At 70.7% G+C, this 18,345-nt stretch carries 22 protein-coding genes and 1 pseudogene; 6 read left to right on the top strand and 17 right to left on the bottom strand.

Going from position 1 to position 18,345, the window contains the following annotated elements:
* The first annotated feature begins 14 nt into the window (after window positions 1-14).
* Window positions 15-2,543: a heavy metal translocating P-type ATPase gene (locus tag E4P38_RS00440; RefSeq protein WP_135129758.1), complete on the top strand. Its 2,529-nt coding sequence runs from the start codon at window positions 15-17 to the stop codon at window positions 2,541-2,543.
* 227 nt (window positions 2,544-2,770) lie between these two features.
* On the opposite strand, the gene E4P38_RS00435 is transcribed toward E4P38_RS00440, so the two are convergent.
* The 3 genes from E4P38_RS00435 to E4P38_RS00425 are packed head-to-tail and all read right to left on the bottom strand — an operon-like array spanning window position 2,771 to window position 4,822.
* On the bottom strand, window positions 2,771-3,706 hold the full coding sequence (locus E4P38_RS00435) for a cation diffusion facilitator family transporter (protein ID WP_135129757.1): 936 nt from the start codon (window positions 3,704-3,706) through the stop codon (window positions 2,771-2,773).
* 43 nt (window positions 3,707-3,749) lie between these two features.
* Window positions 3,750-4,496: a cation transporter gene (locus E4P38_RS00430; protein ID WP_135129756.1), complete on the bottom strand. Its 747-nt coding sequence runs from the start codon at window positions 4,494-4,496 to the stop codon at window positions 3,750-3,752.
* Entirely contained in the window at window positions 4,496-4,822 is a 327-nt protein-coding gene (locus tag E4P38_RS00425) for a metalloregulator ArsR/SmtB family transcription factor (protein WP_135130114.1), read from the bottom strand. Before E4P38_RS00425 ends, E4P38_RS00430 begins: the two co-directional genes overlap by 1 nt.
* 325 nt (window positions 4,823-5,147) lie before the next feature.
* On the opposite strand from E4P38_RS00425, the gene E4P38_RS00420 reads away from it, so the two are divergent.
* A complete protein-coding gene (locus E4P38_RS00420) occupies window positions 5,148-5,633 on the top strand; it encodes an HAD-IC family P-type ATPase (protein ID WP_135129755.1) in 486 nt (161 codons plus the stop codon).
* On the opposite strand, the gene E4P38_RS00415 is transcribed toward E4P38_RS00420, so the two are convergent.
* The 11 genes from E4P38_RS00415 to E4P38_RS00370 form a co-directional block, all read right to left on the bottom strand.
* Entirely contained in the window at window positions 5,620-6,639 is a 1,020-nt protein-coding gene (locus tag E4P38_RS00415; RefSeq protein WP_135129754.1) for a cation diffusion facilitator family transporter, read from the bottom strand. The genes E4P38_RS00420 and E4P38_RS00415 overlap by 14 nt on opposite strands.
* A 1-nt stretch (window position 6,640) precedes the next feature.
* Window positions 6,641-7,030 (bottom strand): metalloregulator ArsR/SmtB family transcription factor, encoded by a 390-nt coding sequence (locus E4P38_RS00410; protein ID WP_135129753.1) that lies wholly within the window; start codon window positions 7,028-7,030, stop codon window positions 6,641-6,643.
* A gap of 316 nt (window positions 7,031-7,346) precedes the next feature.
* Entirely contained in the window at window positions 7,347-7,496 is a 150-nt protein-coding gene (locus E4P38_RS00405; RefSeq protein WP_135130113.1) for a hypothetical protein, read from the bottom strand.
* Between the two features lie 88 nt (window positions 7,497-7,584).
* Window positions 7,585-7,887 (bottom strand): hypothetical protein, encoded by a 303-nt coding sequence (locus tag E4P38_RS00400; protein WP_135129752.1) that lies wholly within the window; start codon window positions 7,885-7,887, stop codon window positions 7,585-7,587.
* 390 nt (window positions 7,888-8,277) lie between these two features.
* On the bottom strand, window positions 8,278-8,829 hold the full coding sequence (locus E4P38_RS00395; RefSeq protein ID WP_209308851.1) for a DinB family protein: 552 nt from the start codon (window positions 8,827-8,829) through the stop codon (window positions 8,278-8,280).
* Window positions 8,830-8,846: 17 nt separating this feature from the next.
* Window positions 8,847-9,452: a class I SAM-dependent methyltransferase gene (locus tag E4P38_RS00390; protein WP_209308850.1), complete on the bottom strand. Its 606-nt coding sequence runs from the start codon at window positions 9,450-9,452 to the stop codon at window positions 8,847-8,849.
* Between the two features lie 43 nt (window positions 9,453-9,495).
* The gene (locus tag E4P38_RS00385) at window positions 9,496-10,818 is read right to left on the bottom strand and encodes an MFS transporter (protein WP_209308849.1); all 1,323 of its coding nucleotides are present in this window, start codon (window positions 10,816-10,818) and stop codon (window positions 9,496-9,498) included.
* Window positions 10,815-12,161: an MBL fold metallo-hydrolase gene (locus E4P38_RS00380; protein WP_209308848.1), complete on the bottom strand. Its 1,347-nt coding sequence runs from the start codon at window positions 12,159-12,161 to the stop codon at window positions 10,815-10,817. Before E4P38_RS00380 ends, E4P38_RS00385 begins: the two co-directional genes overlap by 4 nt.
* 57 nt (window positions 12,162-12,218) lie before the next feature.
* Entirely contained in the window at window positions 12,219-12,374 is a 156-nt protein-coding gene (locus E4P38_RS22670) for a hypothetical protein (RefSeq protein WP_167760375.1), read from the bottom strand.
* A 21-nt stretch (window positions 12,375-12,395) separates the two neighbouring features.
* Window positions 12,396-13,007 (bottom strand): methyltransferase domain-containing protein, encoded by a 612-nt coding sequence (locus E4P38_RS00375; protein ID WP_167760374.1) that lies wholly within the window; start codon window positions 13,005-13,007, stop codon window positions 12,396-12,398.
* A gap of 2 nt (window positions 13,008-13,009) precedes the next feature.
* Window positions 13,010-13,681, bottom strand: a complete 672-nt coding sequence (locus E4P38_RS00370) for a metalloregulator ArsR/SmtB family transcription factor (protein ID WP_135129748.1) — start codon at window positions 13,679-13,681, stop codon at window positions 13,010-13,012.
* A 137-nt stretch (window positions 13,682-13,818) separates the two neighbouring features.
* On the opposite strand from E4P38_RS00370, the pseudogene E4P38_RS00365 reads away from it, so the two are divergent.
* Window positions 13,819-14,361, top strand: a pseudogene (locus E4P38_RS00365) (class I SAM-dependent methyltransferase); the annotation flags it as partial.
* A 323-nt stretch (window positions 14,362-14,684) separates the two neighbouring features.
* Here E4P38_RS00365 and E4P38_RS00360 read toward each other — a convergent pair.
* From E4P38_RS00360 to E4P38_RS00350, 3 genes are read right to left on the bottom strand one after another with little or no spacing between them, the layout of a single operon-like run.
* The gene (locus tag E4P38_RS00360; protein WP_135129746.1) at window positions 14,685-15,128 is read right to left on the bottom strand and encodes an SRPBCC family protein; all 444 of its coding nucleotides are present in this window, start codon (window positions 15,126-15,128) and stop codon (window positions 14,685-14,687) included.
* Window positions 15,129-15,611, bottom strand: a complete 483-nt coding sequence (locus E4P38_RS00355; protein WP_135129745.1) for an SRPBCC family protein — start codon at window positions 15,609-15,611, stop codon at window positions 15,129-15,131.
* Window positions 15,608-15,931, bottom strand: coding sequence for a metalloregulator ArsR/SmtB family transcription factor (locus tag E4P38_RS00350; protein ID WP_135129744.1), 324 nt, complete (start codon window positions 15,929-15,931; stop codon window positions 15,608-15,610). The genes E4P38_RS00355 and E4P38_RS00350 overlap by 4 nt, the downstream gene beginning before the upstream one ends.
* Before the next feature lie 301 nt (window positions 15,932-16,232).
* Here E4P38_RS00350 and E4P38_RS00345 point away from each other — a divergent pair, with 301 nt between their 5' ends.
* The 3 genes from E4P38_RS00345 to E4P38_RS00335 all read left to right on the top strand — a co-directional run bounded on the left by E4P38_RS00345 (window position 16,233) and on the right by E4P38_RS00335 (window position 18,324).
* Complete coding sequence (locus E4P38_RS00345; RefSeq protein WP_135129743.1) at window positions 16,233-16,499, top strand: metal-sensitive transcriptional regulator; 267 nt, start codon at window positions 16,233-16,235, stop codon at window positions 16,497-16,499.
* Between the two features lie 60 nt (window positions 16,500-16,559).
* Entirely contained in the window at window positions 16,560-16,877 is a 318-nt protein-coding gene (locus E4P38_RS00340; protein WP_135129742.1) for a rhodanese-like domain-containing protein, read from the top strand.
* A 61-nt stretch (window positions 16,878-16,938) separates the two neighbouring features.
* Complete coding sequence (locus tag E4P38_RS00335) at window positions 16,939-18,324, top strand: MBL fold metallo-hydrolase (RefSeq protein WP_209308847.1); 1,386 nt, start codon at window positions 16,939-16,941, stop codon at window positions 18,322-18,324.
* Window positions 18,325-18,345: the final 21 nt, after the last annotated feature.

Raw genomic sequence — 18,345 nt, 5'->3', positions numbered from 1 at the left:
CACGAGGAGCAGCCATGACCACGAAGTCGGAACGTGACGTGGCACGAACGACGGCAACCACCGTCATCGAGGTCTCCGGAGTGCATCGCGGGTCGTCGAAGGCCGTCGTCGAGGCGGCCCTCTCCCGCAGGCCCGGCGTCCTGGCCGTGGATGCCAACCCGGTGGCGCAGACGGCGACGGTCACCTATGACCCGAGCCGCACGTCGGTCGCCCAGTTGACCGGCTGGGTGCGCGACTGCGGCTACCACTGCGCCGGGCAGTCCGTTCCCACGCACATGTGCGACCCCATGAGCGAGGCCAGCACTCACGACGGCCACCGGCCCGCAGCTGGCACGGCTGATCACGCCGCGGCCGGTCACGACCACGGCGCGATGCCCCACGGCGAAGCAGGCCGCGAGGGGCACGGAACGCACAGAGCGATGGCGCACGAGGAGCAGGGAGCGCAGACCGGCCCGTCGCCGCAAGACGCAATGGGACACGGCGGTCACCACGCGGGGATGTCGATGGACGACATGACCCGGGACATGCGCAACCGATTCATTTTGGCGGCTGTGCTGTCGATCCCGATCCTGCTGTGGTCGCCGATCGGCCGGGAGGTGCTCGGCTTCGAGACCGCGGCGCCCTTCGGTCTGCGTGACGATGTCTTCTCGCTGATCTTGTCGCTTCCGGTGATCTTCTACGCCGCCTGGATATTCTTCGACGGCGCCTACCGGGCCCTGCGGAACCGCACGCTCGACATGATGGTGCTGGTTGCCGTCGGCGTCGCAACCGGCTGGCTGTACAGCGTCGGTGTGACGCTGACCGGTGGGGGAGAGGTCTTCTACGAGGCCGCCACGGTGCTGACCGCCTTCGTCCTCCTCGGTCACTGGTTCGAGATGCGCGCCCGCGGCGGCGCCAACGACGCAGTCCGCACCCTCCTCGAACTCGCACCGGCCAGGGCCGTCGTCCTGCGGGACGGCGAACCCGTCGAGGTGCCCACCTCCGAGGTCCAGGCCGGCGACCTGCTGCTCGTGCGCCCCGGCGCCCGCATCCCGGTCGACGGTGCCGTGGAGGACGGCGAGTCCGAGGTCGACGAGTCCATGGTCACCGGCGAGAGCCTTCCCGTTGCCAAGACCATCGGATCGGAAGTCATCGGCGCTTCCATCAACACCACCGGGACGCTCCGAGTTCGAGCGACGAAGGTGGGTGCTGACACGACGCTGGCGCAGATCGTCGCGTTGGTGCAGCAGGCTCAGAACTCCAAGGCGCCGGGTCAGCGTCTGGCGGACCGGGCGGCGTTCTGGCTGGTGCTCGTCGCCCTGATCGGTGGGGCCGCCACGTTCCTGGCGTGGTTGCTGGCCGGCGAGAGCGTTCAGGTGGCCATGCTGTTCGCGATCACCGTCGTCGTGATCACCTGCCCCGACGCGCTGGGCCTGGCCACGCCGACCGCGATCATGGTCGGGACGGGCCTGGGTGCCAAGCGTGGCGTCCTCTTCAAGAACGCCACCGCACTGGAGACGGCCGCGCGGATCGACACCGTCGTGATGGACAAGACCGGCACGTTGACCAAGGGTCAGCCCGAGGTCACCGACGTCGTGAGCCGCGGGTTGTCCGACGAGGACATGCTGGCGCTCACTGCCGCCGTCGAACGAGAGTCCGAGCACCCCCTTGCCCGAGCCGTCGTCGAGCATGCGGCGGCGCTGGGAGTTCCGCGTCTGACGGCCTCGGACTTCCGCAACGTGCCCGGACAGGGTGCCGTCGCCGATGTCTCGGGCCGTCGTGTGCTCGTCGGCAACCGGCGCCTCATGGACGCTGAGGGTGTCCAGCTCGGCGACCTCGCCGATCGCCGCGACGAGCTGGCTGCCGCCGGGCGCACGGCAGTGCTGGTCGCCGTCGACGGCGAAGGCGCGGGCGTGATCGCCCTGGCCGACGCGGCTCGCGAGACCGCGGCAGCGGCTGTGGCGGCCATGCACGAGTCAGGCATCGAGGTCGTCATGCTCACCGGCGACAATCAGGCGACGGCGGAGCGGATCGCCGCCCAGTTGGGCATCGACACCGTGATCGCCGAGGTCCTGCCCGGGGACAAGGCGGACAAAGTCGCCGAGCTCCAGCGCCAGGGCAAGAAGGTCGGCATGGTCGGGGACGGCGTCAACGACGCTCCCGCCCTCGCTCAGGCCGACATCGGTATCGCGATCGGCGCCGGCACGGATGTGGCCATCGAGACCGCTGACCTCGTCCTGATGCGGTCTGATCCCCTCGACGTTCCCGTCGCCCTCAGCATCGGGCGAGGAACTGTGCGGAAGATGCGGCAGAACCTCGGCTGGGCGATCGGCTACAACGCGATCGCGCTGCCGATCGCGGCCGGTGTGTTCGCTCCTGCGTTCGGCCTCGTCCTGCGCCCGGAAATCGCCGCGTTGTCCATGTCCGGGTCCTCGCTGATCGTGGCGGTCAACGCTCTGCTCCTCAAGCGGCTCAGGCTCCCTGCGCCGGAGCCGGAGACGCCAAGTGGGGCCACGACGCCCACCGCGCCGGCACCGGCGCCGGCGCCGGTCAGCACCCACTGAGCCTGTCGGCAGCGGCGGGCTGTCGCCGGGCTGAATGCTTCCTCAGGCCGGGCTACCGGAAAGCTGCCGTGCGTCCGAGACGGCTGTAGACGAACCGGCCACGAGGCCCCAGGCGGCGCCCAGCAGGGCGGAGAATGCCGGCGCGCCGACGATGAGCTCGGGCGGCCACCGGAGGCCGCTGGTGATCGCGAGCGCCACCAGTTGGTCAGTCCCCCCGCCGGCCCCGGTCAGTCGTGCGCGGCGGCCTCGTGTGCGGTGTGCGCCGGACTCTCCAGCTGGAATGTGGAGTGCTCCACGCCCACCGCAAAGTGCTCGGCCACGCAGTTCTGTAGTTGGTCGAGGATTTGTGGTGCATGCCCATCGAGGAAGCAGGAGTCCTCGACCACCACGTGCGCACTGAGCACCGGCAACCCGCTCGTGATCTGCGAAGCATGCAGGTCGTGGACCTCAAGGACGTGGGGCAGAGCAGCCAGGTGCCTGCGGATGTCCTCGAGGTCCACGCCGGGAGGTGTGCTCTCCAGGAGCACGGAGACGGTCTCGCGCAGCAACTTAAGCGTCCGGGGGATGATCAGCACGGCGATGAAGAGGGAGGCCACAGCGTCCGCCTGCTGCCAGCCGGTCAGCACGATGACGGAGGCGGCCACCAGAACGGCGACCGACCCGAGGGTGTCGTTCACGACCTCCAGGAACGCCGCCCGCATGTTGACGTTGCTGCTGCGACCGCCCCTGGTCAGGATCAATATCCCGACCGCATTGGCCACCAGACCGACCACGCCGAAAACGAGCACAGCGGTCGTGGCAATCTCCGGGGGCTCGAAGAGCCGGCGGACACCCTCGATGAGGACGTAGGTGCCCACGGCCAGCAGTGCCGCCGCCTGCAAGGTCGCCCCGAGTACCTCAGCTCGGCGGTAGCCCCAGGTGCGTTGGGCCGTAGCCGGTCGCAGGGCGAGCGTCGCCGCGATGAGGGCGATGACAAGGCCGGCGACGTCGGTGAGCATGTGCCCCGCGTCGGCCAGGAGCGCCAGGCTCCCTGAGATCACCGCGCCGACCACCTCGACGAGCAGCACGGTGAAAGTGAGACCGAGAACCAGAACGAGCCGTCGGCGGTGGTCGGGGGTGCTCGCCCCGGGCTGCGCGCCGCCGTGGGAGTGGCCACCGCTCACTGGGAGACCGATGCAGGTGCCGCGAGGATTCGGGCCTCGATGCTCACAACGCTCTTTCAGCAGGGCCGCAGCAGGCGCAGTCTGGTGCGCAGCCGCAGTTGTCCTCGTCAGCGGTCGCTCCAGGGCGGAGTGCTGCGGCCGGAGAGCAGCAGGCGTCGCCCCGCCATGCCTCCCGGCCCTCCTTGACCGCTACCGCGGCGATCACGAGGGCAGAGATGGGATCGGCCCAGGACCAGCCGAACAGGCTGTTGAGCGCCAGGCCGACGAGCAGGACGGCGGACAGGTACGTGCAGAGCAGCGTCTGCTTGGAGTCGGCGACTGCGGAGGCTGATTTGAGTTCGCGGCCCGCGCGGCGCTGCGCGTAGGACAGCACCGGCATGATCGCCAGGCTCACTGCCGCCAGCACCAGCCCGACGGGGGAGTGCTCGGCCTCCCCGGTACCGAGGAGGGCGCGGACGGCGTCCACGGCGACGAAGGCGGCCAGAGCGAAGAAGGACACGGAGATGACCTTGAGCGCCACCCGCTCCCGGGCCTCGGGGTCGCGGCCGGCGAACTGCCACCCGACGGCCAACGCGGACGTCACCTCGATCACCGAGTCCAGGCCGAAGCCGATGAGCGCCGAGGAGGAGGCCCGCGTGCCCGCGATCAGCGCGACCGCGGCCTCGATGACGTTGTAGGTGATCGTCGCGATCACGAACAGCCTGATGCGACGGCCCAAGAGTGCGCGGCGCTCCGGGGAGGGGTCGGCCGCCGTCGTGGAAGGCATCAGGGGCAGGAACTGGGCGCTCATCAGCAGCAGTCCTCGGTCGCCGCGGCCGCGCAAGCGTCGGGGTCGACGGCGAGTACGACACCCAGCAGGTCGCCCAGTGCGTGCGCCAGGCGGGCGTCTGTCAGCTCGTAGCGCGAGCGTCGGCCCTCTGGGACGGCGATGACCAGGCCGCAGCCGCGCAGGCACGCGAGATGGTTGGACAGGTTCTGCCGGGTCACCCCGAGCGATTCGGCCAGTTCGGCCGGATAACCGGGGCCCTCTCGCAGCGCGAGCAGGAGCCGCGTGCGGGTGGGGTCGGACAGGGCATGGCCGAAGCGGGCAAGGACCTCGGCGTGCAGAACTGGCATCACGACGCGACTGTACAGCTTTGGCTGAATACAGCTGCGCGTGTCCGGTTCCAGTAACGGCGATGGCCTGGAGGGGGCAGGGCGCTGTCGGACGGAGACGTCATGTCGCCAGGGGGTGGGCGCCTTGAGTTGGTCGCGTTGCCTTTCCTGCTGCTTGCGCCAGCCGTACCGCCTCACCCCCCGGGGCTTGTAGATCGACAAGATCGCGACGAGGAGCAGCAGCAACGGACCGCCGACGCAATGCGGCAGTGAGCCGGGCAGCCCCCCTGGCTCTGCGCTCGATCCTGGTGCCTCGGCCAGTGAGCGGATCGTCTGCCGGCGGCTCATGGACTCCGAGGGCATCGACCTGAGGGACCTCGCCGAACGTCGCGACGAGCTGGCCGCCGCCGGCCGCACCGCGGTCCTCGTCGCCGTCGAAGGTCGTGGTGCCGGTGTGATCGCCCTGGCCGACGCCCCGCGTGAGACGGCCTCCGTAGCGGTGGTTGCTCTGCCCGAGTCCGGCATCGAGGTCGTCATGCTGACGGGCGACAACCAGCCGACGGCGGAGCGCATCGCCGCGCAGCTGGGCAGCGACGGCGTGATCGCCGAGGTGCTGCCGGGGGACAAGGCGGACACGGTCGGCGAACTGCGGCGTGCCGGCAGGAAGGTGGCCCTGGTGGGCGACGGGGTCAACGACGCCCCGGCCCTCGCCCGGGCAGACCCGGGCATCGCGATCGGCGCGGGCACCGGTCGCCTCGGCATCACACGGTCGTGTGTCTCCTGCTTGGAGGAATGTCCACACCTGTCCTTACAGGCGATCAACCTGAAATGACGTCGTATCGGGACGCGGGGTAGGCGTGTATCGCCGCGCTGCGCAGCTTGGGCACCTCGTGGGTGAGCCGGTGCTCGGCGTCGTGGGCAAGTGTGTGGGCGTCGGTGAGGCTCACGGAGCCGTCGATGTCCAGGTCGGCCTCGGCATGCAGTGAGTGGCCGAGCCAGCGCATCCGCACTCGGCGTACCCCGGTCACGCCCGGCGTGGCCAAGAGGACCGCCTCGGCTTGGTCGACAAGGTGTGGGTCGACGGCATCCATCAGCCTCCGGTAGACGTCGCGGACGGCGGTGCGCAGCACCGACAGGATCGCCACGGTGATCAGCAGGCCGACGATCGGGTCGGCGAGGGGAAACCCAGCTGCGACCCCGCCGGCGCCGGCAAGCACCGCGAGCGAGGTCAGCCCGTCGGTTCGCGCGTGCAGGCCGTCGGCGACCAGCGCCGCCGAGCCGATCTGGCGCCCGACCCGGATCCGGTAGACGGCGACCAGTTCGTTGCCCGCGAACCCGACCAGCCCGGCCAGCGCCACCCAGCCCAGGTGCTGTACGGGGGAGGGGTCGATCAGGCGCCGGATCGCTTCGACGCCGGCTACGACAGCGGACAGGGCGATCATCGCGACGATGAACAGCCCGGCCAGGTCCTCGGCGCGGCCGTATCCGTACGTGTAGCGGCGGGTGGCGGCCCGCCGCCCGACGACGAAGGCGATCCACAGGGGCACCGCGGTCAGAGCGTCGGAGCCGTTGTGGATGGTGTCGGCCAGCAGTGCCACAGACCCGCTGACTGCGACGACCAGCAGCTGCAGGACCGCGGTAACCGTCAGGGCGATCAGACTGATCTTCACCGCCCGGATGCCCTGGGCCGAGGACTCCAGCGCCGAGTCCACCGAATCGGCCGCGTCGTGGCTGTGCGGGGAGAGCAGTCCACCCAGCCAGCCGCGCACCCCGCCGGCGTGCTCGTGGTGATCGTCGCCGTGCTGGTCGGCATGGTCGGGGTCCTGGTGCTGAGTCATCTCAGGCGCCCTCGACGTCACGGTGCAACTGCACGAGGTCGGCGTCGGCGAGGTGATGCCCCGGGATACCCGGGCTGGTGTGTTCGGCGTTGTGGATCGCGTCGGTCACCAACTGGGCGACGTGCTCGTTCTCCAGCCGGTAGAAGACCTGGGTGCCCTCGCGGCGGGTCTGCACCAGCCGGGTCATCCGCAGCTTGGCCAGATGCTGGGACACCGACGCCGGCAGCTTCCCGACTTCGGCGGCCAGCTCGTTGACCGCGAGCTCCCGGCCGATCAGCGCCCACAGGATCCGCACGCGAGTGCCGTCGGCCAGCATCCTGAATCCCTCGACGACGAGGTCGACCTGATCATCGGGAAGCGATCGCCGACAAGACTGGCTATCTGCGCGCATACGTAGATAGTAGTCGACACCCATCGTCGTCGACGGGCCGCAGATGTTGGCGTCAGCCCGTTCTCACGTGGTGACGGGACAGCCACGGCAGCGCAGCACGGCCAGCCCCATCACGCGAAGGCGAAAAGAGGAACCTGGCCGCCTGGAGCACGCCGAAGAGTCCGTGCCCGGTCAGGCGGGCCAGATGAGCGGCCTGCGGGTGCCCGGCGGCCGGCCCCACGACGACCACCATGCGAGGACGACGATCTCGGCGGCGACGGTCGCCCGGGTGAGCAGCTCGAGGGGTCGAGCCGGGCAACGTCCTGGCACGAGACACCTACGCCTGTCGCGGGGCGGACATGATCACGACCACGCCAACGAGGCAGAGGAGCGCGCCGATCACGTCATAGCGGTCGCGTCGGAAGCAGTCGGCGACCATGCCCCAGGCCAAGCTGCCGACGACGAACGCCCCGCCAAAGGCAGCCAGGCGCCGCCGATCTCCGCCACGGCTGCCAGCAGGGACAGCAGAATGAGCGGGCCACCGTCATGCGGTGGAGCGTCCCAGCCGGCCGTGCTCACGGCAGGCGAGCCCCCAGCCATCGCAGCACCCCACCGATCACCGGCCTGCCGTGCCAGCGCCGCGCGACGATCACGCTCCGGATGGCCCAGAGCGCGTCCCGCGCGCGGGCCGCGGGCGAGGGCTGCAGCGTGTCCTCGATGCCCCGGCCCGCTGGTGCATGAAGTGGGCGCATCCGGTACACAGGCGACCTCGGGATGATCACCCAGGTGTACGACGGTCTCCGCGGGGTGGCGCTGACCGCAGCACCAGCACTGCACTTGGCCGCCGACTCGTCGACTGCTGACTGCGTCTCCGCCACGTGACCGTCCCTTCCGATCCGGAGCCGAGTGTCACAGGGCGGGGCGGGTCCGGGCAGCTTCCGGGCGTAGCGCAGGGCGGCGGTCAACTCATCGATCCTCGGGACCCCGCTGAGCTCGGGGTCGTCCGGCACACCAGGCCAGCCCGACCGGCGCGGAAAGGATCAGTGATCGGGTCCCCGCCGGTGGCCAGCACGGTCGGCGAGCCCCGACAACAACCGCGCCACCTCCGCCGGAGCCTCCGCCCGGCGCAGAATCAGCACGTCCTCGGCCACTCCGGCCTCGCGCAGAGCCCGGCGCACGCACGCGTCGGCCTCCGCAAGTTCGGGCAGCCGTCGAGGTACAGCAGCGACACAGTCGGTGGCCCGGGGGGCGGTGGCGGCTGGTGTCGGTCAGGTGCTGCCGGTACCAGGGCGCAGGGTGAGCTGTCGACGGTGGTGCTCGAAGTGCCGGGTCGGGTACCGGTAGACGTCGGCCAGCGTCATGTGCGGGGCGAAATACGGGTCCCAGCTGGTCGGGAAGGCCATCCCGCGGTGCAGGCTGTCCTCGGACTCCCCTGCCAGGTGGCGCTGCAGGGCGGTGATGGTGCGGTCGCAGATCCAACCCATCCGGGCGTGGTCGAACACCAGCGCGGCGCCCCGGGATCCCCAGTAGTTGACGACGTCGAACGGGCGCCGGGCGGAGTCGAGCACGGCGGCGAAGCTGCCGCCCACCGTCGCCGGCAGCCTGCCGAGCAGTCGGACGAGCCGGAGCAGCACCCGCACGACCATGAAGCCGAAGACCATGTGGAACAGCAGCTGCTCGTTGGTCCACCGGGTGCCGTCGCTGCGCCGTCGTAGATCACCGGTGCCGGCTACGAGCAACTCGTGCAATAGGCGTCGGGACGTCTCGAGGTCTCGGCTGATCGCCTGTCGGTCCACCGGGGACCTCGGGGAGGCGGTCATCGCCACGTTCTCGGCGTTCAGCGGGTGGCCGCCGCGACCTGCCACACCGGTCCGCGGTATGCGGCGGAGGGGTGGAGGCCGTGCTCGGCAAGCACCGCGAGCATTGCGATCGGGGGGTGGACGAAGGTGCGGAAGTCCCGGCCGGCCAGTCGAAACGCGAGGTTCTGCCCGGCGACGAAGGCCCGGGAGATCGGGTTGCGCGGTGGATAGCTGATCACGAGCTGCTGGCGGGCGCGGTCGGCGGCCGCGCCGAGGAGCTTCGCGTAATCGGGATAGCAGCAGACGACGCGGTGCAGGACGACGATGTCGGCGGGTTCAACTGCGGTGGGGTCCGCGGCGATGTCAACGAGGCGGCGCTGCACCCGGTCGGCCAGCCCTGCCTCGGCGAGCAGCTGGGCAGCCTCGGCGTCGTAGGCCGGCGACAGCTCGAGGTTGGTGGCCGACGCCGCGCCGCCCCGCAGCAGCTCGAGCTGGATCTCGCCGGCCCCACCGCCGATCTCCAGGACGGTCGCGTCCTGCACACCGGCCGGACTGAGCAGTTCGACCATCCGGCGGGCGGTCGTGTCCAGGCCACGCTTGCGGTAGCGGGCGGCCATCCGCTTCGCGAACGGGGGATCGAACATGCGGTCGCATCCGCGCGGGTTGCAGCAGCCTGCCACGCGGGGACTATCCCACCGGGCCGGCCGGACCGGAGGCGCCGGCGGGCTGACTGTGCGTCTCGTACATCCGCACCGCGACGACGACGCCGGAGACGCCGGTCAGCGCGGCGACGACCCAGATCGCGGTGAGGATCCCGTAGGCGTCGGCCAGGACGCCGGCCAGCAGCGCACCCACGGCGAACCCGCCGTCGCGCCACAGCCGGTACACGCCTACCGAGCGGGCGCGCCAGGCCGGGTGGGCGACGTCGCCGATCACGGCGAGCAGTGTCGGGTAGACCATCGCGGTGCCGGCGCCGAGCAGCACCGCCGCGAGGGCCCAGCTGCTGAACGTGGTGCCGATCGCTCCCAGGCCGAGGGCGGCGGCCTGCACCCACATGCCGGTGGCGATGAGCCACTTGCGGCCGATCCGGTCCGACAGGGCGCCGGTGATCAGCTGTCCCGCCCCCCACACGGCCGGGTAGAGCGCGGCCAGGACCCCGACCTGCCCGACCGACAGCCCGTGGCTGACGAACAGCACAGGGAAGAGGCCCCAGGCCAGGCCGTCGTTGACGTTGTTGACCAGGCCGGCCTGGCTGGCCGCAGACATTGCCCGCTCCCGGAACGAGGTGAGGACGGCGACCTCGCGGGTGGACAGTTCGGCGTGCAGGTCGCCGTCGGTCGTGACGTGCTGTGCGGCCTCGAGTCGGGCGTGCCCGAGGGTCTCCTTGACCGCCAGCCCAGACAGGCCGAGGCCGAGTGCGATGGCGGCGGCGCCGAGCAGGAAGGGCGCCGGGCGCAGCCCGTAGGCCGCGGCCAGCCAGCCGGTGGCCAGCGCGGTGACGGCGACCGCCCCGTAGCCGGCTGCCTCGTTGAGCCCCATCGCGAGGCCGCGGCGGCTGGGGCCGACCAGGTCGATCTTCATGATCACGGTGGTGGACCAGGTCAGTCCCTGGTTGACGCCGAGCAGCACGTTGGCGGCGACGATCCACCACCAGCTCGGGCCCCAGATCAGGATGGCCGGCACCGGCAACGCGATCAGCCACCCGGCGACCAGCACCGGCTTGCGGCCGAACCGGTCAGACCACGTGCCCGCGAAGAAGTTCGTGACGGCCTTCACCAGCCCGAACGCGACGATGAACAGCAGTCCGGAGCTGAAGCCCGACTGGCCGAACGTCTGCTCGGCGAGCAGCGGCACGACGGTCCGCTCCTGGCCCAGCGTCGCTCCGACGAGTGCGTTGACGGCGACGAGCAGGATGAACTGGGCATGGTTGGCGCGCAGCCCGAGCCGCACCGGCGGTGCACCGACCGGCCTCGGCCAGGCGACGCCGGCGTCGTCCACCGGTGCGCTCACCCGGCCACCTCGAGAGCGGTGCCGGTGGCCGTCGCCCACTCGTCGGCGCCTGCGGCGAGGACGGCGACGCCGGAGTGGCCGGCTCGCTCCAGCACGCTGGCGGCGGTGGTGGCCCGCTCGCCGTGCCCGCACATCGTGACCACCGGCCCGGCCGGCAGGTTCACGCTGGGCAGCGAGCCGAGCTCGACATTGCGGGCGGCCGGCAGGTGTCCGCCGGCGTACTCGCTCACCTGCCGGACGTCGACGACCCGGGCGGGGTCCACGTCGCCGGCGTCCAGCAGTGGGACGGTGGCGACCGGCTGCCCGGCGGCGACCCAGGCGGAGATGCCACCGGCGAGTTCGCCGACGAGGTGGTCGTAGCCGATTTTCCGCGCCTGCCAGACGATCTCCTCGGGATCCTGATCGTCGTTGCGGACGAACATCAGCGGCGTCGCGGGGTCGGGGACCAGCCACCCCAGCCAGGTCGCGAACGCCGGCCTCAGGGTGTTGGCGAGCGAGCCGGGGACGTGCCCGGCGGCGTAGTCGACGGGCGGACGGACGTCGATCATCTCGGCGCCGGCGGCCCCCATCACCTGATCAACCGTCAGCGACGGCAGGGCGTTGCCGGCCGGGGGGAGTGCCGGCCCACGGCGGTTGATCTCGGCCAGTCGCAGAAAGTACGGCGGGAACGTGCCCAGGCTGCCCAGCAGCGTGGTGACGAACGCGTCCTCATCGGGTGCGGCCAGCAGCGGGTTGGACGCCTTCTCGCGGCCGATGGTGGTGGTCCGCTCCGCACCCGGCGGCGCGGAGCAGAACGAGCCGGCACCGTGCGTCGGCCACACCGGGGTGTCGTCGGGCAGCGTGGCCAGCCGCTGCAGCGAGGCGTACTGGGCGCGAGCCAGCGGCTCGGTCTGCTCCGGTGAGGCCAGGTCGGTGCGGGCCGCGGCGCCGACGATCAGCGAGCCGCCGGTGAACACCCCCAGGGTCATCGCGCCGTCGAGCAGCAGGTAGGCGACGTGCTCGCCGGTGTGGCCCGGGGTCGCCCAGGCCCGCAACGTCAGCCCGCCGAGGTCGACCTCGTCGCCGTCGCCCAGGCCGGTGTGGGGGAACTCCCGCCCGCCGACGGCCGAGGCATACACCGTCGCGTCGTCGCGGGCGGCCAGCCGGGTCGCCCCGGTGAGGAAGTCGGCGTGCAGATGGGTGTCCGCCGCGGCGACCACGTGGAGCCCGTACCGCTCGGCGGCGGCGTCCACCGCGCGCAGATCCCGGCTGGGGTCGATCACCAGCGCGCGGCCACCGCCGATACCGACCAGGTAGGCACTGTTACCCAGCCCGCTGTCGACCAGCGGAATGACCTCGACCACTACGACTGCCTCCTGGTGGACCGGACCGCCGTGGCCGGTGCGGTGACTCGGGCGGACCTAGTGGGCATCCGGCTTGCGCGCCAGGAAGGAGTAGCCGTACACCTCGTAGGCGCGCGCGTTGGTCTCGCCTCCGGCGCCGCCGAATGTGTCGACCGGGTCGCCGATGGCGATGTCGGTGAAGCCGATCTCGGTGAGCATCTTCTGCCAGCCCACACGGGGCAGCCCGCCGGCTATCTAGCCGGTCCACAGATCGATGTCGCGAAGCGCGCCCTCCGGCACCGGGAGGCCGTTGGCGATGTCGGCGAACTGAAGCCAGCCGCCGGGCTTGAGCACGCGGCGGATCTCGGAGAGGACGGCGCGCTTGTCCGCGCACAGGTTGATGACGCCGTTGGAGATGACGACATCGGCCCAGGAATCCTCCACCGGCAGGGACTCGGCCAGGCCGGCACGGAACTCGACGTGGTCGAGGCCGAGTTCGGCGGCGGTCGCGGTCGACTTCGCCAGCATCTCCGGGGTCATGTCCACGCCGACAACGCGGCCGGCGTGCCCGACCTGCGCGGCGGCCAGGAAGGAGTCGAACCCGGCGCCGGAGCCGATGTCCACGACGTGATCGCCACGGGCGAGCCGACGACGCTCGAAGGGGTTGGCCACACCCGCAAACGATTCGACGGCCCGGTCGGGCAACGCGGCCACGGCGTCCTCGTCGTAGCCGAGTCGCCGGGCCAGTCCGCGTCCGGTGTGGAAGTGGAAGGACCGACTCGGATCGGCGGCCACCTCCCGGTACTTGTCCTTCACCTGCTCCCGCAGCGCGACAGGATCGACCAGCAGATCCGGTGTGCTCGACATGATCAGCCCCTGTCCCCGGCCGCTACAGGCAGGCCGGCCCGCTTCCATTCCGGGAACCCGTCCTCGAGCCGCCGGGCCCGGAAGCCGTGACGGGTCAGTTCCCGCACGGCATCGTCGGCGTAGACGCAGTAGGGCCCGCGGCAATAGGCCACGACCTCCCGACCCGTGGGCAGTTCGCTGAGGTAGCGCTGCACCTCCTCGGGCGGCACCGACCAGGCACCGGGGATGTGACCGGCGGCGTACTCCGGCGCCGGCCGGACATCGATCACGATGACCTCCCCGTCGGCAACCAGAGCCGCCAGCTCCGCCCGGTCGACCGTCCTGAGCTCGCTGCGGTCGCCGAGGTACGCCGTGGCCAGCTGCTCCAAGCCGGCGACGTGTTGCACGGCGACGCCGCGCAGCGCTGCCCAGAGCTCGCCCACCCGGTCGCTCGCGAGCCGGTAGTAGATGTGCGTGCCGTCGCGACGCGTGGACACCAGCCCGGCGCGGGCCAGCGTCCGCAGATGGTGCGACGTGTTCGCGACGCTCTGCCCCACCTGGGCAGCGACCTCGTCCACCGGTCGCTCGCCCTGGGCGAGCACGTCGACGATCTCGGCACGGCGGCCACTGCCGAACGCCTGCGCCGTCTCGGCGAAGGCATCGAAGAGCACATTCTTGGCCGCCTGTCGGCTCATGCGCAGAGCATCCCGCCGAACCCCACCTTAGTCAAGTGTTCGTTTGAGGATTTGTACGCGAGCTCGGGGCGGCGGCGGCGCCTCCGACCGATCCGTGCCACGCTCGCGGGCGTGGACAGTGCAGACGTCAAAGCGTTCTTCGAGCGGTGTCGGTCCAGTGGGACCAGATGCGGTCGAGCTTCTACAACGCTGACGTCATCGAGGCCCTGGCGCAGCGAACCACCGCCGGCCCCGACTCCGCAGTGATCGACGTCGGCACCGGCACCGGCTTCGTCGCAGCGGGGCTCGCCGGCCGCGTGGCCAATGTGATCGGGGTCGACAACTCTCCCGCGATGCTCGCCGTGGCAGCCGACAACCTCGCCGCGCTCGACGTGCACAACGTCACCCTGATGGAAGGCGACCTCGACAACCTCCCCCTGCCCGATGACAGCGCGGACATCGCGGTGGCGAACATGGTGCTGCACCACGCAGCGGACCCGGCGGCCATGGTGACCGAGATGGCGCGGGTGGTCCGGCCGGGCGGGACGATCGCGGTCACCGACGCGATGGAACATTCCTACGAGTGGATGCGCACGGAACAGGCCGACCTCTGGCTGGGCTTCACCCCTGCCCAGGTGGAGGAGTTCTTCACGAGGGCACGCTTGGTCCACCACGGCTACGACTCGCTCGGCATGCAGTAGTGCATTGCATCGACGACCTCGGTCGGGGTCACCGCGAAAATCGGCATCTTCGCCGCTTGGGGGACGGTGTCACACCACTCCTAAGAGCCAGCCCCTCCGTACAGCAGCCATGAGCGAGCGGGTGACGGCCACCCAGCCGTCCTTCGACCGTGGGAACTGACCCGGCCGTGACGGGGAACCGAACGCCGCCCTGCACGGCGTCGAGCGACGGGATCGAGACGCCTCCCGCGTTGGGCGGGGCGCTTTTCCTGTCGAGTTCGAGTCCGGCGCCTGCCCCCGCCTCGAGTCCGCATGGCCGCGCAGGGTCTAAGGCGGGCCTCTACTTACCGCGTGCCTTCGAGGCGTCGCTTCAGGGCCGCCACATTGGCCGGCATCTCCTTCCGCGCCTCGCGGCGGACCACGAGCGGGACGAGAACCTTGCCGATGCCATGGCCGTTGAAATCGACGGCGATGGTCAGGCGTGACCGGTCGGCAGTCAGCGGCTCGACGGTGACGTCGACGGTGGCCCGGATAGGTCCGTCGATGCCACGAACGCCCCATGTCCTCGGCGGGTCGATGTGGGTGAGTTCGCTGGTCGAGGCCCGGCTGGTGCCTCCGATGCGCCGGGTGGTCAGGCAATGCGCGCCCACGGCTGGGGTCCCGGCGTGGTCCATGCGCCCATCCACGACGCCCTTCTGCCACTCCGGGAACAGTGTTGGGTCGGTCGCGTAGGCGAAGACGTCGGTCGCCGACCGGTCGACCTCGGTGGTCGTGACGATCGGCGCCACTCAGCTGCCCGCCGTCAACAGGGCCGCATAGCGGTCGAGGTACAGCGTCCAGCCGGCGTCGTCGGCGATTCCGTCGCGTACGGACTGCCAACCGTCGCCGTGCCGGTCGAGGTTGCGGTGCTCGAGCTCCACCCTGGTGCGCTGCGAGGTCTCGGCGATGAACAGGACCTCGACCTCGCTGGTGTTGTCCGGGTCGGTCTCGATCTGCCACTGGGGGCTGATGTCCCAGCTGAACACGATTCGGGTGGGGGGTTCGTAGGCCCGTACGGTCGCCCAGCGGCACTCGCTGCCGTCGGTGCCCCGGTCGGTGATGTGGCCGCCCACCTGCGGGTCGAACACAGTCTCGGCAATCGGTACGCCGAGCAGATTGTGCTCCGGCGGCTTGAAGTCGCCGAAGCGCTCGGTGAACGCCGTGAAAGCCTTGTCGATCGGTGCCTGGACGACGATCTGCCTCCGGACCACCACGTCAGCTGCTTGGGTCATGGCCTCTCCTCGGTCGGTTGTTCGGCAATGTCCTGATAGCCGTCGAGCGCGCGGTTCCAGAACGTCTCGAGCTGGTCGCGAAGCGCGCCGAGGCCCTCCGGGCTGAGGCGGTAGACCCGGCGGGTGCCGGCTGCGCGGTCGGTTACCAGGCCGGCTTCTTTCAGCACTTTCAGGTGCTGGGATACCGCGGGCCGGCTGATTGGCAGCTCGTCGGCGAGTTCGCCGACAGCTCGCGGTCGCTCGGCCAGGGACGCCACGATGGCGCGCCTGGTGGGATCCCCGAGCGCCTCCCAGCCATCCCGTGCTTGGTAAGCGGACACGAACGGAAAGCTACGACTTACGGGTCGGTCGAGTCAAGACCCGGCTGGGCGACCGTGCAGATCATTGATCCGCTCACGGCGCGGCTGCGAACAGTGCCGCACCCCGTACTCCCAGCACGGCGGCCGCCCCAGTGGTCAGAACTTTCCCCTGAAGGCGGTCGTACAGAGTCGTAACAAGGGCCGGAAGTCGCCGGGCGATAGCGATCTCGTGCACGGGGCGGAGGGGATCTGCGGCTCCGGGAACATTCCGGTAGCCTGAGTGTTGATACCCCCGGGGGTACCCGGCAGGAGAGGTGGAGAGATGGACGTCGACATGACGCAGCTCGGTGACGTGCTCGGGCGTTTGAAGCGCGTGCAGGGCCAGGTCGGCGGGATCATCCGCATGATCGAGGAGGGGCGCGACTGCTCCGACGTCGTCACACAGCTCGCCGCCGCATCCAGGGCATTGGACCGCGCCGGATTCAAGATCATCGCCACCGGTATGCGGCAGTGCATGGTGCAGGACGACACGGGCGCGCGCCGTCTCGACGAGGCGGAACTCGAGCGGCTCTTCCTCTCCCTCGCCTGACGAACGCCATGACCCGGTCGCCGCTCGGCGGCTAGGGAGATCCGTAGGAAAGGAGCACCGATGGAACCCACGACCGTGTACGGACGCCGCGACGAGGTCCAGCTGCTCGACGTCCGAGAGGACGACGAATGGGCCGCCGGGCGGATCGACGGCGCGCACCACATCCCGCTGGGGCAACTGTCGGCCCGCGTCAGCGAACTCGACCGCGAGCGTCCCGTCGTCACCGTCTGCCGCAGCGGCGGGCGCGCCGGCAAGGCGACCGAGCTCCTCACGCAGGCCGGCTGGGACGCGCAGACCATGGACGGCGGCATGAAGCAGTGGGCGAACGCCGGACTCCCGGTCGTCACTCCGGAGGGCCGGCCGGGGACCGTCGCGTGAAGCGGCAACCATCTTCATTTACCGGACCAGTACCCTACGGGGTAGGGAAGAGGCAGCAGAAATGATCCGGATCGAGACCATCGAGACCTCCAGCCTGGGGGACCGCAGCTACCTGGTCTCCGATGGCGACGTCGCCGTCGTGGTCGACCCGCAGCGCGACATCGACCGCGTCCAGGCCTTGGTCGCCGAGCGCGGGGTACGGGTGACGCACGTGCTGGAGACCCACGTGCACAACGACTACGTGACCGGCGGTCTGGAGCTGTCCAGGCAGACGCGCGCGGCCTACGTGCTGGCCGAGGGCAGCGACGTCGAGTTCGACCACCTCGCGGTGAGCGACGGGGAGGTGTTCGAGGCGGGAACGATGCGGCTTCGGGTGCTGCACACCCCAGGACATACGCACCACCACGTCAGCTATGCACTGGAGGACGCCGAGGGCGAGGTGCAGGGCGTCTTCACCGGCGGGTCGATGCTCTACGGCGCGACCGGCCGCACCGACCTGGTGGCCCCCGAGGACACCCTCGGCCTGACCCATGCCCAGTACCACTCGGTGCAGCGTCTGGCCCGCGAACTGCCCGCCGAGGCGGCGGTGTTCCCCACCCACGGGTTCGGCAGCTTCTGCTCCGCCACCCCGACCAGCGGGACCGACTCCACCGTCGGGGACCAGGTCAAGGTCAACCCGGCGCTCACCCTGGCCGAGCAGGACTACGTCGACACCCTGCTGGCCGGCCTGGACGCCTACCCGGCCTACTACGCGCACATGGGCCCGATCAACCGCCGCGGCCCCGCGCCGGTCGACCTGTCCCGGCCCGCACCGGTCGATCCCGGCGAGCTGCGCCGGCGGATCGAGGTCGGGGAGTGGGTGGTCGACCTGCGGGAGCGCACCGCGTTCGCGGCCGGGCACCTGACGGGGTCGCTGGGGTTCGAGCTGTCCAGCAACTTCGTCACCTACCTCGGCTGGCTCTACCGTTACGGCACGCCGCTGACGCTGATCGGGGAGAGCGAGGACCAGGTCGCCGACGCGCGCCGCGAACTCGTGCGGATCGGCGTCGACGAGCTCGCCGGCGTCGCGGTCGGCGACATCGGGACCCTGGCCGACGGCGCGCCGTTGCGGTCCTACCCGGTGACCGATTTCGGCGGGCTGGCCGCGGCCATGAACCGGGGGCCGGTGGAGGTTCTCGACGCCCGCCGCAACGACGAGCGCGCCCAGGGATACGTCCGCGGCTCCCGGCACATCCCGCTGCACCAGCTGGACGACCGGATCGACGAGGTGCCCGAGGGAGAGGTGTGGGTCTACTGCGGCTCGGGCTACCGGGCCTCGATCGCCGCCTCCGTCCTGGACCGCCCAGGCCGGCAGGTGGTTCTGATCAACGACTCCTACGACAACGCCGGCACGGCGGGCCTGGAGGAACGGCCGGCAGAAGCCGATAACCGGGCCGACTCCGCCTGACCAGCACCTCGACCGACGACA

Origin of the sequence: Blastococcus sp. CT_GayMR16, from assembly GCF_004570875.1 — a bacterium.
Lineage (GTDB): Bacteria > Actinomycetota > Actinomycetes > Mycobacteriales > Geodermatophilaceae > Blastococcus_B.
The sequence above is the reverse complement of the archived record's forward strand: the minus strand, read 5'-3'. Positions and strand labels throughout refer to the sequence as shown.